Here is a 16,899-nt window from a genome sequence, read left to right as displayed (position 1 = left end):
GGTTGGGATGCTATATAGATTCATTATCTGTTGTGGTTTGTTGCTGGCCTCTATGACGTGGGCCGAAAGCGCGGAAGTATTACAGGATGATGCTGTGGTCTCCCTAATGGGGTCAGAGACTTTTTATAGCGCTACCCCTGCGGCGCTAAGCAGTGCTGTTAGTTCTGCGCCGGCGCAACCGGCAGAGTTTGTTAAGCAGTTAAAACCAGCCACGGCTATAGATACCGTTAATGGTGGTGGCTATTGGTTTTATAAAAAGTTTATTAATGAAAGCCAGTTCAATCACTGGGTGATAGACCCCTCCAATTCTATTATCGATAGCCTGCGGGTGTATGTTTATCAAAACGGCCAAGTGAACCAGTATAGCAGCGGCTATTTACATGACTTCAAGCACGGGCTGAGTTACGCCATAGACTTTAACGTGCAGCCAGGGCAGGTTTTTGAAGTGCTGGTGTATATGGAAAGTCGTTATTACACCTATACACCCAAGGTAGAAATAAAATCCTACAGCCAGTTTTATCATCAGTTCGCAGTAAAAAACTTTATTGTTTTTGCCTGCTTTGGCGCGATATTGATATTAGCTTGTTACAACCTGTTTCTCGGTATTTGGGTTAGGGATAGAAGTAATCTGTACTACTCGGCCTACTTGCTGCTGAGCCTAGTCTCATGGTTGGCGGCCTTTAATGCCTTGTCGGATTGGTTTGCCTGGAAAAGTTACTGGTTTTTAATCACGCCTTTCTTTTTAACAGTAAGCTGTAATACGCTTTATATCATTCACTTTTTAAATTTATCCAGCAGTAATCCGCGCTTTGTAAAGTATTGCTATGGCTTTGTTTTATTGACCTTGGCAATGGCGGCCGCTATGCCCTTGTTCTCTATGGGAGAATATATGCTGCTCTATGGTGTGACTAGTAGCATATGGTTGCTGGGTGCGCTTTATATAGGTATCAAGCGTTTATTGTCGGGGTATAAACCCGCCCGATTTTTTGTTTTAGCGTTTGTGGTGTTGGCCTTAGGTGTGGTGGCGTCATCCTTGCCCATATTTATTTCTAGTACCCAATATAGTAATCAGTATGTGGTGACCTTAATTGCGCAGACTCTGGATATGTTGTTGCTGGCCTTAGCCTTGGCCGATAGGATTAATATACTTAGGGCCGATAAAGAAACAGCGTTGAGCAAAATGGTTGAAACAGAAAGCTGGGCTATGGCGAAAGAAAAAGAAGCCAATATAAAACTACAGCAGGCATTGGCTATATCTGAGGATGAGAGCCAACGTAAATCAGATTTTTTGCGCATGGTGAGCCATGAATTAAGAACCCCTTTGTATTCCATTATTTCCTCGGTAGAGCAGTGGGATGAAATAGAGGATGAGCGGGGGCGCAAAGACTTGCTGGAATATATGAGCTATGGCGCAGCGCGTTTGCGCATGCAGGTGGATAACCTAGTGCTATTAGCTGAAACCGATAATGATGAGTTAGAGCCCACCGCTGGCCCTTTCGAAATTCGCCCGCTGCTAGATGCCCTGTGTGATAACACCAAGGGGCTATTAAATCCAGGGGTGGAGTTTGTTTATCGTTGTCATAAGTCGGTGCCTGTTAGCTGTGTCAGTGATGCTTATTTATTCCAACATATGCTGCGCACCGTACTAGAGAATGCCTGTAAATATACTGAGCACGGCAAAATCGCTTTATATGTGCAATGGGATGACGATGATGGCAGCTTGATGATTGAGTTAACTGACACCGGTTGCGGTATGACGCAGGCTCAGCAGCGCATTATGTTTAATGACTTTGTGCAGGTGAGCCGCGGCTTAGAAAGAAGTTCAGAGGGTTTAGGTATAGGTTTAACCGTATGTTACCGCTTATCCACCGTGTTAGGTGCTGATTTGAAGATACAGTCAGAGGTGGGAGTGGGTACGGTGGTGGGCCTTAGCATGCCGGTAGCAGTGGTTTCTCAGGCCGCCGTGCCCGCTAATATAGGAAATATTGAAAAAGCGCGGGTATTAATTGTTGAGGACAATGTGGTGAACGCGCAGATTTTGCAAAGTCTAGTGGGGCTAATGGGCGCACAGGCTAGCATAGTCGACTCTGGTCAAGAGGCGTTAAAAGCCATTGATGAGAGTGTTTTTGATATTGTGTTAATGGATATACAAATGCCGGTTATGGATGGTATTACCGCTACTCGCTGGATACGCCGCCGTAATCACTTTATGCCTATAGTGGCAGTCACGGCTAATAGCGACTCTGCTGTGCGCAGCCGTTGTATGGAAGTGGGTATGAATGATTTTTTAGTGAAGCCTATAAGGCGTGGCGATTTACAGCGAGTAATGGAAAGGCAGTTGTTTTCCAGTAAGCCTTTTCGCAGCTAGCGCTGTGATTATATAGAGTAGCTAGAGCGGGGCGAGGTAGCCTGTAGTACAGGCTACCTTACATGGGCGGGTGTAGCTTATTTAGCGGCTAGCTTTAAGTGCGGCTGTACAGTTTGCAGCAAGGCTTTAAAGGTTTTAGGGTTGCCGGCGACGATATTGCCGCTGTCTAGGTAGTCGTTGCCACCCTTAAAGTCACTGATCAGGCCACCAGCTTCTCTAATCAGTAAAATGCCTGCCGCGATATCCCAACGGTTTAGGCCTATCTCCCAAAACCCATCCAAGCGGCCGGCGGCCACATAGGCTAAGTCTAGCGCCGCGGCACCACCGCGACGTATGCCGGCAGTTTGGCGGGTTACCGCTTCTAGGCTGGCCATGTATTCAGGTATATGTTGTTCACTACGTGATTTATAGGGTATGCCGGTACCGATCAAAGCGCCTTCTAAGGAGGTGCGCTTGCTTACCCGCATGCGGCGGCCGTTAAGCTGCGCGCCACGGCCACGGCTGGCGATAAATTCTTCGCGGCGTATGGGGTCTAAGATTACTGCATGTTCTATTTGGCCTTTGTAGAAGCAGGCTATAGATACGGCAAAATGAGGTATGCCGCGAATAAAGTTGGTGGTGCCGTCTAATGGGTCTACTACCCATTGGTAATCGGCGTCAGGGTTGCCGATTAGGCCGCCTTCTTCACCCAGTATGGCGTGGTCGGGGTAGGCTTTGGTTAGGCCGTAACGAATTTCACGCTCGGCGGCCTTGTCGATTTCAGTAACAAAGTCGTTGTTGCCTTTAGACTCAATCTCAATAGTGTCGATATTTTCGCAAGCGCGGGCAATAATTTCACCTGCTTTGCGGGCGGCACGAAGGGCGATAGTGGTCATCGGTTGCATGGACTTGTCCTGAAATGTAAAAGAGCGGGGTAATAGGCGGCGGATTATAACAGAGTAGCTCGACGCTTTGCCAAAGTAATTACCCTATTTCTGCCGTATAGGCTACGTGTTAGTGTGCGCTATCTGTTAAACTGCGCGCCGTTTTATTTATCCGCTGTTATTCATCTTAATGAACAAAGGTAAGCCTGTGACCGATACGCCATCAAACACTCCATCCAGCACCCCATCGCCGCTAGATAATGTCCGTATCGTATTGGTCAATACCACGCACCCTGGCAATATAGGGGCTGTGGCGCGCGCCATGAAAAATATGGGCTTATCAAAACTCTATTTAGTGGAGCCCAAAAACTACCCCGACGAGGTGGCCTATTATCGGGCGGTGAGTGCGCAGGATGTGTTAAATGATGCGGTGATTACCAGCACGCTAGAAGAGGCTATAGCCGATTGCGGCTTAGTAGTAGGTACCAGCGCCAGAGGTAGGCGCATACCGTGGCCGCTGCTAAACCCCAGAACCTGTGCCGAACAGGCTTACCCCGAGCTTAGCCAACATCCCGTGGCGATAGTGTTTGGCCGTGAAGATAGGGGCCTAACCAATGATGAGTTACAGTGTTGTAACCTGCACGTGCATATACCCACCAATGAAGACTACAGCTCGCTGAACTTAGCCATGGCGGTGCAGGTGTTGAGCTATGAAATGCGCATGGCGCATTTGTCAGCCGATGAGCAGCGGCAGTCTGAGATGTTATCGACAGACCCTATGAAAGAATGGGATGCGCCTTTGTCAAAGTCAGCGGATATGGAGCGTTTCTTTGTGCATCTGGAATCTACCCTGCGCAATATGGGCTTTTTAAAGCCCTCCGCCCCCAAGCAATTAATGACGCGCTTGCGCCGCCTGTTTACCCGCACCCGCATGGATGAATTAGAGGTGAATATGATGCGCGGTGTTTTAACCTCGGCCCAGCGTTGGGTGGAGAAGGCGGGTGGTCCCGAGCCGGAAAATCAGGACAAGAGCTAGGGTTTATTGGGGCTTTGCGGTACAATCGCGCCCGCGTTAGTGCGAGCCCGCAGTCCATCCTTTCTTCCGAATATTTTCCTATAGCTAATAACCCAGTAAAACACTAGGTCTTATAGTTGACTGTTTTAGTGGGTTATTGCATACTGGCGGCAATCTTAAGCGCGGTCAGTGGGCCATATTATGCGATTAACAACCAAAGGGCGTTATGCCGTTACAGCCATGCTGGACCTTGCTTTGCACGGTGGCCAAGGGCCTGTCAGCTTGGCTGACATCTCCGCTAGGCAAGAAATATCTCTGTCCTATTTAGAGCAGCTGTTTGCCAAGTTGCGCCGCAATGAATTAGTGCAAAGTGTGCGCGGCCCCGGCGGCGGTTATCGCTTAGCTGCCGAAACCCATCAAATCGTGGTGGCGCAAATTATCGACGCCGTTAACGAATCTATAGATGCCACCAGCTGTGGCGGCGAAGGCAACTGCCAGGATGGTCAAATTTGCCTTACCCATCACTTATGGTGTGACCTCAGTACACAAATACATCAGTTTTTAAGTGGTATTAGCTTGGCAGACTTGGTGGCCAAGCAAGATGTAGTGGCTGTCGCTAAGCGCCAAGATAATCTGGCAACCCTAAAGTTAATTGAAGCCAGTGCCGTATGAGTATGAAGCTGCCTATATACCTAGATTATGCAGCCAGCTCACCAGTGGATGAGCAGGTGGCTGCGGCCATGAGCCACTGCCTGACTATGGATGGCGTATTTGCCAACCCAGCCTCGCGCTCACATATCTATGGCTGGAAGGCAGAAGAGCAGGTAGAAATCGCCAGGCGTAATGTCGCAGATTTATTGGCGGTGGACGCGAGAGAAATTGTCTGGACCAGCGGCGCTACCGAATCCAATAACTTAGCGATTAAAGGCTTGTTTGAAGGGAATAGTGAGGTCGCAGCCGAGGCGGGATTATACAGCGGCCATATCATTACCTCGCTAATAGAGCACAAGGCGGTGATAGACCCGGTTAAATGGTTAGAGGGCAAAGGCGTAACAGTTACCTGGTTAAGCCCCAATGCCGAGGGTTATATAGAGCCGCAGCAAGTACAACAGGCGTTACGGGCCGATACCCGCTTAGTCAGTCTAATGCATGTCAATAACGAAACCGGGGTGATTAACCCCATCGCCGAGATAGCCGAAGTTTGTAGAGCGGCGGAGGTGTTATTACATGTTGATGCCGCGCAATCGGCGGGTAAATTAGATATTAATATTGAGGCCCTGGGTGCCGATTTATTGAGTTTGTCGGCGCACAAGTTTTACGGCCCCAAGGGCGTGGGTGCTTTATATGTTAAGCGCGCGCTACAGCAGGGCGCAATCGCTCCCATTATTCACGGTGGCGGCCACGAGCGCGGCATGCGCTCAGGCACCTTGGCCACGCATCAATTAGTAGGCATGGGCGAGGCGGCAAAAATTGCTAAGCAACGCTTGGGTGAAGATCAGCAAAATCTGGCCGCACTGCGCGACCAGTTGTGGCAGGGTATTAGTGATTTGCCCGGCGTACGTCGTAATGGCAGTGCAGAGCAGGTTAGCCCTGGCCATTTAAATATTTGTTTTGCAGGCATGGATGGTGAAACCTTATTGCTATCCCTGCGTGAATTAGCGGTGTCCTCGGGGTCGGCCTGTACGTCGGCCTCTATGGAGCCTTCTTATGTATTATCCGCAATGGGTTTGAGTGCTGAAGATGCGCACAGCTCATTGCGTTTGTCGGTGGGGCGTTACACCCGCAGCGACGATATAGAGCGAGCCATTGCCCATATCCGGCAAGTGGTTGGCAGCTTACTAGCGGCCTAGAGCGGTAGAGAATGTTATGACACAAGAAATCAACAATGCGTTAGCGCGCGAATACGAAGCCGGTTTTGTTTCCGACATAGAGTCAGAAACTTTCGAGCCGGGTTTAAACGAAGATGTGATTCGTCGCATATCGGCGATGAAAAACGAGCCTGAGTGGATGTTGGAGTGGCGTTTAAAAGCCTATGCCAGCTGGTTAGAGATGGAAGAGCCCGATTGGGCCCATGTGCAATTTTCCAAGATTGATTTTCAGTCCATCTCCTATTACTCAGCGCCGAAAAGCTTGGCGGATAGGCCTAAGTCGCTAGACGAGGTAGACCCCGAGTTGTTGGCCACCTATGAAAAATTAGGCATCCCCTTGATCGAACAGCAAATGCTGGCGGGTGTGGCGGTGGATGTGGTTTACGATTCGGTGTCGGTTATTACCACCTTCCGTGAAAAACTGGCTGAGTCCGGCGTGATCTTTTGCCCTATCTCTGAGGCGATTCAAGACTACCCCGAATTAGTTAAAAAATATTTAGGCTCTGTAGTGCCGCAAAAAGATAATTATTTTGCCGCCTTAAATTGCGCCGTATTCACCGATGGTTCTTTCGTGTATATACCCAAAGGCACCCGCTGCCCTATGGAGTTATCTACCTACTTCCGCATCAACGAAATGAACACCGGTCAGTTTGAACGAACCTTGATAATTGCCGATGAAGGCAGCCATGTTAGCTACCTAGAAGGTTGTACCGCACCGCAGCGTGATGAAAATCAATTGCATGCCGCGGTAGTCGAGTTGGTGTGTATGGATGATGCCGAAATTAAATACTCTACCGTACAAAACTGGTACCCCGGTGATGAAAACGGCAAGGGCGGTATTTACAACTTTGTAACCAAGCGCGGTGTTTGCCACAAGAATGCCAAAATTTCTTGGACGCAAGTAGAAACCGGTTCAGCGGTTACTTGGAAATACCCTAGCTGTATTTTGCGCGGCGATAACAGTGTTGGTGAGTTTTACTCAGTGGCGCTAACTCGCGGCATGCAGCAAGCCGATACCGGCACTAAAATGATACACCTGGGTAAAAACACCAAGTCCACCATTATCTCCAAAGGGATTTCGGCAGGGCGTAGCAATAATAGCTACCGCGGTTTGGTGCGCATGAACCCCGGTGCCGAAGGGGCGCGTAACTTTACTCAGTGTGATTCGCTACTAATTGGCGATAAGTGTGGCGCCCATACGTTCCCCTATGTAGAAAGCCGTAACCCTACTGCCATAGTCGAACATGAAGCCACCACCTCGAAAGTAAGTGATGACCAAATGTTTTTATGTCAGCAGCGTGGCCTAGATCCTGAGAAAGCCGTGTCCATGATAGTGAATGGTTTTTGCAAAGAAGTATTTAAAGAATTGCCTATGGAGTTCGCTGTAGAAGCGGGCAAGTTATTAGAGATTAGCCTTGAAGGTTCGGTGGGTTAAGCCGCCTATTACACGATTTAGGAATAGACATGTTATCAATTAAAAATTTACACGCCAGTGTTGACGAAAAACAAATCCTTAAAGGCCTAAGCCTGGAAGTTAAGCCGGGTGAAGTACATGCCATTATGGGGCCTAACGGCGCCGGCAAAAGCACCTTGGGTTATGTGTTAACAGGCCGCGACGGTTACAGCGTGCAAGAGGGTAGTGCCAGCCTGCACGGTGAAGATTTATTGACATTGGATATAGAGGATAGAGCCAAAGCTGGTTTGTTTTTAGCTTTTCAGTATCCGGTAGAAATTCCTGGTGTTAGCAATTTAGAGTTTTTAAAAGCTGCGGTTGATGCCCAGCGCGAAGCGCGCGGCGAAGAGGCCTTAAGTTCGGCCGAGTTTTTAAAACTGGCCAGAGAGGCCAGCAAACAGGTTGACTTGCCTGTAGCGTTTTTAAAACGCGGCGTTAACGAAGGTTTTTCCGGCGGCGAGAAAAAACGCAACGAAATTCTACAAATGTTATTGCTGCAACCCAAGTTATGTATTTTGGATGAGTCAGACTCAGGTTTGGATATAGACGCACTACAGGTAGTAGCCAAAGGGGTTAATAGCCTACGCTCACCTGATCGCGGTTTTATCGTGGTAACGCATTACCAGCGCTTGTTGGATTTTATTAAGCCTGATTTTGTACACGTATTATCTGACGGCAAAATTGTTAAAAGCGGTGACGCTTCATTAGCTCTGGAATTGGAAGAGCAGGGTTACGCTTGGTTAAATAAACAGCCAGAAACCGATACTGAAGGTTCGCAAGCATGAGTGAATGGTTAACCACAGTATTGAGCCGCGCCCAGTCTGTTAATGACTGGCTTAGTCCTAAGCGTGAGCAATCGCTAGCCTTATTGCGCGATGCCAAATGGCCTACCCGTAAAACCGAGGCGTGGAAATATACGCCCTTACGCGCGGTGGAAAATGCCCAGTTTACTGGTGCGTTGGCAGCCGATGCGCCAGTTGCGGCTATCCCCGGTTTACAGTCTATAGATTTGGTGTTTGTAAACGGCTGTTTTGATGCCGCGCAATCCAGCCAAGATTTACCGCAGGGTTTATCTATAACGCAGCTATCTGAGGTGAGCGAGGCTGATAAAGCTTGGGCCTTGGCTTCTTTTGCCGCCATTAAACCCAGTCGCCATTTATTTGGTTTGGTAAATGATGCCTTGGCTACCGAGGGCGCCATTATCGATGTGGCGGCGAATGCTAAGATTGCTACGCCTATACGCATAGTGAATCAGTTGACTGAAAATGCCGAAGCCCATAACCGCGTATTAGTGCGCGTGGCCGAGCAGGCCTCACTCACTGTGATAGAACAAACTTTGGGTGATGCTTACAGTTTTAATACCTGCTTTGCCGAATACGATATAGCTGACGATGCTAGCTTGGAGCATTACCGTTTTGCGCTGCAGGGCGATAAATCCATGAGCGTGGGGGGCAGTCACTTTAACTTGGCTAACCGCTCACAGCTTAATAGCAGTATGGTGGGTTTTGGTAGCAGCTTGTCGCGCATAGATGTGGATGTGACTCACGGCGGCGAGCACGCCTTTGCCAAGCTTAATGCTATTTACCTATTGGATGGCGAAGAGCTATTCGATCTGCACAGCACCATAGAGCATGCTCAGCCCCACGGTACTACCGAAGAGAATGTACGCGGTATCGTAGCTGATAGAGCAACAGCCGTGTTTAATGGCCGCATACATATACACCGCGATGCGCAAAAAACGTTGGCTGAATTGAATAATCGCAATTTATTAATGTCTAACAAGGCAGTGATTAACACCAAGCCCGAGTTGGAAATTTATGCCGACGATGTGCGTTGCGCCCACGGTGCCACCATCGCCCAAATTGATAAAACATCCTTGTACTATATGCAGTCCCGCGGCCTAAGCCGTGCGCAGGCGCAGGTAATGCTCAACTTTGGTTTTATTAATGAGTTGGTTGATCAAATGCCTAACTTGGCATTGGCGGAGTGGTTGCGCCCACAATTGCGTGCCCGCTTTGCAAAAATGGATGTGAAATAAACAGGTCGCGATGATGAGTTTTGATGTAAATGCTATACGCGCCCAGTTTCCTATTCTGTCGCGACAAATAGACGGCCAGCCGCTGGTGTATTTAGATAATGCCGCCACCACGCAAAAACCCCAATGCGTGATAGACGCCATCGTCAATTATTACAGCAACAGCAATTCGAATGTACACCGGGGTGCTCACCGCTTGGCGGATGAGGCTACCCGTTTATACGAAGGTGCACGTGATACGGTTGCTGAGTTTTTACAGGCTGAAGCGCGCGAAGAAATTATCTGGACGGGTGGCACTACCGAGGCCATCAACTTAGTGGCCAATGGCTTGGGGCAAATGCTCAAGCCCGGTGATGAAGTGCTGGTAACCGAGATGGAGCACCATGCCAATCTCATTACCTGGCAGCAGGCCTGTAAGCGTTCGGGTGCCAGTTTAAAGATTGCGCCTATCAATGATGCTGGCGAATTACAGTTGGATGCTTACCAGCAGTTGCTCAACGCTAACACCAAGTTTGTGGCTTTTCCGCAGGTGTCTAATGCGCTGGGTACGCTCAATCCTATTAAAGAATTAATTGCCAAGGCTAAGGCGGTCAACGCGCTGGTATTGGTAGATGGCGCCCAAGGCATAGCCCACGGCCCGGTTGATGTGCAGGCGCTGGGTTGCGATTTTTATGCCTTCTCGGCCCATAAATTATTTGGCCCCACCGGTGTAGGTGTGCTGTGGGGCAAGCAAGCTTTATTGGCAGAGTGGCCGGTATGGCAGGTCGGTGGCGAGATGATCGCATCGGTCAGCTACCAAGAAGCTACTTGGAATACCTTGCCGTATAGGCTGGAAGCCGGCACCCCAAATATCGCGGGTGTGATTGCCACAGGCGAGGCGGTGCGCTGGTTTATGGCCTTGGATATGGCTGCTGTTGCGGCTCATGAGGCGGCTGTGCTAGCTAGTGCCACCGAGCAGGCTCAGGCCTTTGAGGGTTTACGCATAGTGGGTAGTGCCCCGCAAAAAATGGGTGTACTCAGTTTTGTGATGGAGCAAGGTCACCCCGCCGACATAGGCTTTTTGCTGGATAGGCAGGGCATAGCGATACGCACCGGCCATCACTGTGCCGAACCCTTAATGGCGCGCTTAGGTGTGCCGGGTACGGCTAGAGCCTCGTTTTCAATTTATAACACCTTGGCCGAGGTGGATGCACTCTTTGACGGCCTTAAAAAAGTTAAAATGATGCTCGCCTAAATAGGCGTAGTGGAGAGTTAAAAATGACAGTAGCGAGTTTTGATCCCAATGCGCAGGTGGTGACGATGACAGCCACTGCGGCTCAGCATTTCGCCCAAAAAGTGGCGCAGGCTGGCGATAAAATTATACGCCTAAGCACCAAAACCAGTGGCTGCACCGGCTATGCCTATGTTTTGGATTTAGTGGATGGGCCAGAGCAGGGCGATGAGATATTCCAGCCCGGCGAGTCGATTACCCTAGCGGTAGATGCCAAGGCGCTGAGTTTGCTGCGCGGCACCGAGATTGATTTAGTCACCGAAGGTGTTAATCAGGTGATTAAGTTTAACAACCCTAATGTTGTTGCCGAGTGTGGCTGCGGCGAAAGTTTTAGTGTTAGCGAATAGTCGCTCTTAGGTTTTAGCTCTATGCAACAGAATATGACGGTCACCAGGCACGATTGCCCAGCGCGGCGAGTACCTGCGGGTGACAAAGTAATTATCCCTGCGGGCCAGTTTGTTACCATTAACCAAACCCTAGGCGGTAACTACACAGTAACCTGGCAGGGCAATATGCTGCGCATAGATGGCACCGATGCCTCGGCCATCGGCTATGAGCCTGAGCAGCTACATTTTGAAGATGATGGCTCAGGCCTGATTAACGAAGATCATGTATGGCAGGCGCTGGATAGCATTTTTGACCCCGAAATTCCGGTGAGTTTGCTTTCTTTAGGCCTCGTGTACGGCGTGGCTATCGATCAAGCCACCGGTAGGGTCGATATTAAGATGACCTTAACGGCCCCCGGCTGCGGCATGGGCCCGGTATTGGTGGGTGATGTAGAGTATCGCACCGCCATCGTGCCCAATGTTAAAGAGGTCAAGGTGGAGTTGGTGTTTGATCCGCCTTGGTCTAAAGAAATGATGTCAGAAGAGGCTCAGCTAGAAACCGGTCTATTTTTCTAGTTGGCAGTAAATCCTTTAATAACAGGTGCTTAGCTAGTGCCTGCGGTCACCAGTAAGAGTGTTTTTATGGCTTTGCCCAGTACAGATGAAATTTTGGAAGACCTACAATTCTTCGATGATTGGGAAGAGCGCTATAAGTACATCATCGACCTAGGCAAGGCTTTGCCCGCGATGGACCCAAGCCTGCGCACCCCTGAGCGTCTAGTGAAGGGTTGCCAGAGCAATGTTTGGATAGATGTGGGTTTACAGGGTGATGCCCTGCATTTTGTGGTGGATAGCGACGCCCATATCGTGCGCGGCCTGCTGGCGGTGGTGATGGCGGCGTATACCGATAAAAGTCCTGAGGCGATCATCGCTTTTGATATGGATGGATACTTCCAAACCTTAGATCTAGAGCGGCATTTAAGCCCCACCCGTGGCAATGGTTTAAAGGCCATAGTGGCCAAAATTCAGGCCATCGCTAAGGCGACGGCAGTCGCGTAAGTAGGGGGCTATGGCGCTGCCCTGTTGCGGGTGGTCTTTTCCCTAGGCAAAACCCTATTAAAGCCTTATTTATAGCGGGCTTTGCATACTAATCGCAGGTAAACCCGCGTATAATCTGCGGGCTTTGAATTAGGGGTTAGATCGGACGCTAACTCTGTATTTTTTATTGTTTGATTTTATTTGATTATTTGGGAGGCCTTTAATGGCACTAGAACGTACTTTCTCTATCGTAAAACCTGACGCCGTTGCAAAAAATGTAATTGGTGAAATATACAGCCGCTTTGAAAAGAATGGCTTAACAGTGGTGGCATCAAAAATGTTGCGCTTAAGCCGCGAGCAAGCTGAAGGCTTTTACGGCGAGCACAAAGGTCGTCCTTTCTTCCCCGCTTTAATCGAATTCATGACGTCTGGCCCAGTAATGGTGCAAGTATTAGAAGGCGAAAATGCGGTACTGAAAAACCGTGAGCTGATGGGTGCAACTAACCCACAAGACGCAGAAGCCGGCACTATCCGCGCTGATTTCGCTGAGTCTATAGACGCTAATGCCGTACACGGTTCTGATGCGCCTGAATCAGCAGCTCGCGAAATTGCTTACTTCTTCGCAGCTAGCGACATTTGCGACCGCGCGTAAGCCGGTTTCGCTGATATTAAGTGGTGTATACATGTCTGAATCTGTAAATCCTGTAGCAATTGATGCTGGTGTCAACACTAGCGTCGCGGCTGAGCAGGCCAAGATTAATTTGCTGGGTTTATCCCGTGAGCAGATGATAGAACTCATGTTGTCCATGGGCGAAAAGCCGTTTCGCGCCCAGCAAATGATGAAATGGATACACCACCGCGGCATCAATGATTTTGATGCCATGACCGATATCAGCAAAGTCTTCCGCGAACGCTTAAAAGCCTGCGCGGAAGTACGCCCCCCCGAGATAGTCACCCAAGCGGATTCTAAAGATGGTACCCGTAAGTGGGCGATACGTGTTGAGGGTGGTGGTTTAGTTGAAACAGTACTGATTCCCGATGGCGACCGAGCTACGCTTTGCGTCTCATCACAAGTAGGCTGCAGCTTAGATTGCAGCTTTTGTTCTACCGGCAAACAGGGCTTCCAGCGCGATTTAACCGCCGCTGAAATTATCGGCCAGGTTTGGCTGGCAATAAAATCCTATGATGCATTTCCCTCTACCGAAAAACGGGTAGTGACTAATGTGGTGATGATGGGCATGGGCGAGCCACTGTTAAACTTCGATAATGTGGTGGTTGCGGTTAATTTAATGATGGATGACTTGGGTTACGGCATCTCCAAGCGCCGGGTGACCTTAAGCACCTCAGGGGTAGTGCCGGCACTGGATAAACTGGGCGATGTTTGTACTGCCTCGCTGGCCATCTCTTTGCACGCGCCCAATGATGAATTACGCAGCCAGCTGGTGCCTATAAATCGTAAATACAATATTGAAACTTTATTGGACGCCTGTCGTCGATATATAGCTAAGCAAACCGATACCCACCGAGTGGTGACTATAGAGTACACTCTAATGGCCGGGATCAACGACAGTGTGGAGCTGGCCAAAGATCTGGCTATCTTGTTAAAAGATTTCCCCTGTAAGGTTAATTTAATTCCCTTTAACCCGTTTCCACAGTCGGAATATCAGCGCCCCAGTAAAAATGTGATACAGCGTTTTTGGCAGGTAATGACTGATGCTGGTTTTGTGACTACAGTTAGAACAACTCGCGGCGATGATATTGATGCCGCTTGTGGCCAGTTAGTAGGTCAGGTGACCGATCGCACTAAGCGCAGTGAGCGCTATAAGGCAAGTTTAGCCAATGAAGCAGCGCCGGTCAGAATCATTAACTAAGTAAAGTAATACTATGAAGACAGATAATAATAAAACCTTAGTCAATATTCGCAGTGTTATCGTCTATACGGTTTTAAGCTTAAGCTTGCTGGGCTGTGTCACCACAGAAACCGGTATGTTTACTGAAAAGACTGATGATAGAAAAGCGCTGGAATACAGTGTACAGCTGGCCAAGCGCTATATTTCAGAGCGCAAATGGGAGCAAGCTAAACGTCATTTAAAAACCGCGCTAGATTTAGATGAGGACTCTGCCGAAGTGCATGAGGCCCTAGCCTTGGTATTTCAAAATACCGGTGAATTTGAGCGCGCAGAAAAACATTTTAAAGAATCCATCGATCTGGATGGCGGACTATCGCGAGCCAGACTTAACTACGGCTCCTTTTTATTCACCATGCAGCGCTATGATGAGGCGGCGGAGCAATTGGAGGTTGTGGTTAAAGACACGCTCTATGAGCGTCGCCAAACCGCTTATATCAATTTAGGCCGCAGTTATTACTCATTGCAACGTTACGAAGATGCTGAGAAAAGTTTCCGCACTGCCTATTTAATGAGCGACAGACATTCATCAGCACTAATTCTGCAAATGGCCGATGTCTATTATCGGCTAGAGCAGTATGCCTTATCGCAGCGTTACTATGATCATTACGGCAGCAAAGTGTCATCCAAATCGGCTATCGCTTTGTTATTAGGCGCGCGTTTGGCGAAGCAGTTTGATGATAAAAATGCCATCTCCAGTTATGGTTTGGCCTTAAAAAATCTCTATCCACGTTCGCAGCAATACTTAGATTATAAACAAGAGTTTATGCATGGAAGTTGATCAGCAAGTAAGCGGTATGATTGATGAGTTGGTGGGTGAGCCTTTGGGTGAGCAACTGCGCAAAGCGCGTGAGCAAAAAGCCTTAACAGTGCGTGAGGCGGCTGATAGCTTGCGTATTATGCCTTACCAAATTGAAGCTCTGGAACAGCAGGATTTCAGTGTTTTTAAGGCTGATGTGTTTATACGCTCTTACCTACGTAATTATGCTGGCTTATTGGGCTTAGATCCGCAGGCGATACTGGATCAGTATCAGCAAAAGCATTTTGTAGAACGTGTCATCCCTATAGTCACTCGCCCCAAGTCTGTGCAGCTACCCTGCAAAAAACGCTATGTAGGTGTAGTGGCAGTGCTGGCGGTGATACTGTTATTGTGGCTAATCAATCGCGAACTACCGCAAATAGATAAGGCTGCGCAATTACAGCCCTTAGTTGAGGTAGAAGAGCAGATATTAAGTCTTGGTGCTGATTCTGAAACTGAGATATCCTCGCTAGCGTCAGAAGATTTAGTTGCGCCAACTAATGCACTTATTGCTGGGGATTATGACACGGTAGCTGTTGCCGTGGATGTAGAACCTATAATTGCCGAAGCTGTTAGCAGCGCAGCTGAGCACCGCTTAGAGTTAAATTTTAGTGCCGAGTGCTGGGTAGAGATTAAAGATGCTGAGGGTAAAACCCTTATCGCCGACATAAAACGTGAAGGCGATAATGTAGTGGTTGAAGGCACTGCGCCGTTTAATGTGGTGTTGGGTTATGCTCCTGCAGTGGTTTTATCTTATAACGGTGAAACGGTAGAAATTAATACAAACACGCGCACGCAAGCGGCGCGCTTAGTGGTAGGTAGGTCGTAGCGATGAAATTTGAATCGCCCATAGTAAGACGTAAATCGAGAAAAATTTATATCGGTGATGTTGCCGTAGGTGGTGATGCCCCCATCTCTGTGCAAAGTATGACTAACACCGATACCTGCGATGTGGCGGCAACGGTAGGTCAAATCAAGGCTCTGGAAAACGCCTGCGCTGATATCGTGCGGGTGTCTGTGCCCAGCATGGAGGCCGCAGAAGCCTTTAGAAAAATCCGTGCGCAAGTGAACGTGCCTTTGGTGGCGGATATACACTTTGATTACAAAATTGCCTTAAAAGTGGCGGAGTACGGCGTCGATTGCCTGCGTATTAACCCCGGCAATATAGGCAGCGATGCCAAGGTACGCGCGGTTGTCGATGCCGCCCGCGACAAAAATATCCCTATACGTATAGGTGTTAATGCCGGCTCTTTAGAAAAAGAATTACAGCGTAAATATGGTGAGCCTACCCCCGATGCCTTGGTAGAGTCAGCCATGCGTCATATAGACATACTGGATAAATTAGACTTTCAAGATTTTAAACTCAGCGTTAAAGCCTCCGATGTATTTATGGCGGTAGCGGCTTATAGAAAAATTGCCAGCCAAATAGAGCAGCCTTTACATTTAGGTATCACCGAAGCCGGTGGCTTGCGCGGTGGTACGGTTAAGTCGGCGGTAGGCTTGGGTATGCTGTTAATGGATGGCATAGGCGACACCATACGTGTTTCGCTGGCTGCTGATCCGGTTGAAGAAATCAAAGTCGGCTATGAAATTTTAAAAAGTTTAAAGCTGCGCAGCAAAGGCATAAATTTTATAGCCTGTCCCAGTTGTTCACGTCAAAATTTTGATGTAGTGGCGACGATGAATGAATTAGAAAGCCGCTTGGATGATATCACCACGCCCCTAGATGTGGCAGTAATTGGTTGTATAGTAAACGGGCCCGGTGAAGCGAAAGAAGCTGAAATAGGTTTAACCGGCGGTACGCCTAAGCATTTGATTTATGTGGATGGTAAAAAGGATCACAAGATTGGCAAAGAGAATCTGGTTGATCACTTAGAAAACATGATACGTGACAAGGTTGCTAAAAAAGAGCGGGCCGAAAAAGACGTAATTGCAAAGCAATAATTTACCCAATTTT

Annotated in this window: 17 protein-coding genes; 16 read left to right on the top strand and 1 reads right to left on the bottom strand. The window is 48.7% G+C overall.

Going from position 1 to position 16,899, the window contains the following annotated elements:
• The first annotated feature begins 52 nt into the window (after positions 1 to 52).
• Positions 53 to 2,368, top strand: coding sequence for a 7TM diverse intracellular signaling domain-containing protein (locus B067_RS0104865; RefSeq protein ID WP_169335544.1), 2,316 nt, complete (start codon positions 53 to 55; stop codon positions 2,366 to 2,368).
• A 77-nt stretch (positions 2,369 to 2,445) separates the two neighbouring features.
• On the opposite strand, the gene B067_RS0104860 is transcribed toward B067_RS0104865, so the two are convergent.
• Positions 2,446 to 3,252, bottom strand: a complete 807-nt coding sequence (locus B067_RS0104860; protein WP_019528939.1) for an inositol monophosphatase family protein — start codon at positions 3,250 to 3,252, stop codon at positions 2,446 to 2,448.
• A 169-nt stretch (positions 3,253 to 3,421) separates the two neighbouring features.
• Here B067_RS0104860 and trmJ point away from each other — a divergent pair, with 169 nt between their 5' ends.
• The 15 genes from trmJ (at position 3,422) to ispG (ending at position 16,886) form a co-directional block, all read left to right on the top strand.
• The gene (gene trmJ / locus B067_RS0104855) at positions 3,422 to 4,267 is read left to right on the top strand and encodes a tRNA (cytosine(32)/uridine(32)-2'-O)-methyltransferase TrmJ (RefSeq protein WP_019528938.1); all 846 of its coding nucleotides are present in this window, start codon (positions 3,422 to 3,424) and stop codon (positions 4,265 to 4,267) included.
• A 180-nt stretch (positions 4,268 to 4,447) separates the two neighbouring features.
• Positions 4,448 to 4,918, top strand: coding sequence for a Fe-S cluster assembly transcriptional regulator IscR (gene iscR, locus B067_RS0104850; protein WP_026244420.1), 471 nt, complete (start codon positions 4,448 to 4,450; stop codon positions 4,916 to 4,918).
• Positions 4,915 to 6,096, top strand: a complete 1,182-nt coding sequence (locus B067_RS0104845; protein ID WP_019528936.1) for an aminotransferase class V-fold PLP-dependent enzyme — start codon at positions 4,915 to 4,917, stop codon at positions 6,094 to 6,096. Before iscR ends, B067_RS0104845 begins: the two co-directional genes overlap by 4 nt.
• A gap of 16 nt (positions 6,097 to 6,112) precedes the next feature.
• Positions 6,113 to 7,549: a Fe-S cluster assembly protein SufB gene (gene sufB / locus B067_RS0104840; protein WP_019528935.1), complete on the top strand. Its 1,437-nt coding sequence runs from the start codon at positions 6,113 to 6,115 to the stop codon at positions 7,547 to 7,549.
• A 29-nt stretch (positions 7,550 to 7,578) separates the two neighbouring features.
• Complete coding sequence (gene sufC, locus B067_RS0104835; protein ID WP_019528934.1) at positions 7,579 to 8,352, top strand: Fe-S cluster assembly ATPase SufC; 774 nt, start codon at positions 7,579 to 7,581, stop codon at positions 8,350 to 8,352.
• A complete protein-coding gene (sufD, locus tag B067_RS0104830; RefSeq protein WP_019528933.1) occupies positions 8,349 to 9,605 on the top strand; it encodes a Fe-S cluster assembly protein SufD in 1,257 nt (418 codons plus the stop codon). Before sufC ends, sufD begins: the two co-directional genes overlap by 4 nt.
• 13 nt (positions 9,606 to 9,618) lie before the next feature.
• Positions 9,619 to 10,836, top strand: coding sequence for an aminotransferase class V-fold PLP-dependent enzyme (locus tag B067_RS0104825; protein ID WP_019528932.1), 1,218 nt, complete (start codon positions 9,619 to 9,621; stop codon positions 10,834 to 10,836).
• A gap of 23 nt (positions 10,837 to 10,859) precedes the next feature.
• Entirely contained in the window at positions 10,860 to 11,219 is a 360-nt protein-coding gene (locus tag B067_RS0104820) for a HesB/IscA family protein (protein WP_019528931.1), read from the top strand.
• Between the two features lie 21 nt (positions 11,220 to 11,240).
• Positions 11,241 to 11,774 carry a putative Fe-S cluster assembly protein SufT gene (sufT, locus tag B067_RS0104815; RefSeq protein ID WP_019528930.1) on the top strand — a complete coding sequence of 178 codons (534 nt, stop codon included), beginning with the start codon at positions 11,241 to 11,243 and terminating at the stop codon, positions 11,772 to 11,774.
• Positions 11,775 to 11,840: 66 nt separating this feature from the next.
• Complete coding sequence (locus B067_RS0104810) at positions 11,841 to 12,257, top strand: SufE family protein (RefSeq protein ID WP_026244419.1); 417 nt, start codon at positions 11,841 to 11,843, stop codon at positions 12,255 to 12,257.
• Between the two features lie 202 nt (positions 12,258 to 12,459).
• Positions 12,460 to 12,888, top strand: a complete 429-nt coding sequence (gene ndk / locus B067_RS0104805) for a nucleoside-diphosphate kinase (protein WP_019528928.1) — start codon at positions 12,460 to 12,462, stop codon at positions 12,886 to 12,888.
• A gap of 31 nt (positions 12,889 to 12,919) precedes the next feature.
• Positions 12,920 to 14,107, top strand: a complete 1,188-nt coding sequence (gene rlmN, locus B067_RS0104800) for a dual-specificity RNA methyltransferase RlmN (protein ID WP_019528927.1) — start codon at positions 12,920 to 12,922, stop codon at positions 14,105 to 14,107.
• A 13-nt stretch (positions 14,108 to 14,120) separates the two neighbouring features.
• Positions 14,121 to 14,924, top strand: coding sequence for a type IV pilus biogenesis/stability protein PilW (pilW, locus tag B067_RS0104795; RefSeq protein ID WP_019528926.1), 804 nt, complete (start codon positions 14,121 to 14,123; stop codon positions 14,922 to 14,924).
• Positions 14,914 to 15,771, top strand: a complete 858-nt coding sequence (locus tag B067_RS0104790; RefSeq protein WP_019528925.1) for a RodZ domain-containing protein — start codon at positions 14,914 to 14,916, stop codon at positions 15,769 to 15,771. Before pilW ends, B067_RS0104790 begins: the two co-directional genes overlap by 11 nt.
• 2 nt (positions 15,772 to 15,773) lie before the next feature.
• Positions 15,774 to 16,886, top strand: a complete 1,113-nt coding sequence (gene ispG, locus B067_RS0104785) for a flavodoxin-dependent (E)-4-hydroxy-3-methylbut-2-enyl-diphosphate synthase (RefSeq protein WP_019528924.1) — start codon at positions 15,774 to 15,776, stop codon at positions 16,884 to 16,886.
• Positions 16,887 to 16,899: the final 13 nt, after the last annotated feature.

It is taken from the genome of Dasania marina DSM 21967, from assembly GCF_000373485.1.
In the GTDB taxonomy this organism is placed as follows: domain Bacteria; phylum Pseudomonadota; class Gammaproteobacteria; order Pseudomonadales; family Dasaniaceae; genus Dasania; species Dasania marina.
This window is presented reverse-complemented; position numbering and strand designations above follow the sequence as displayed.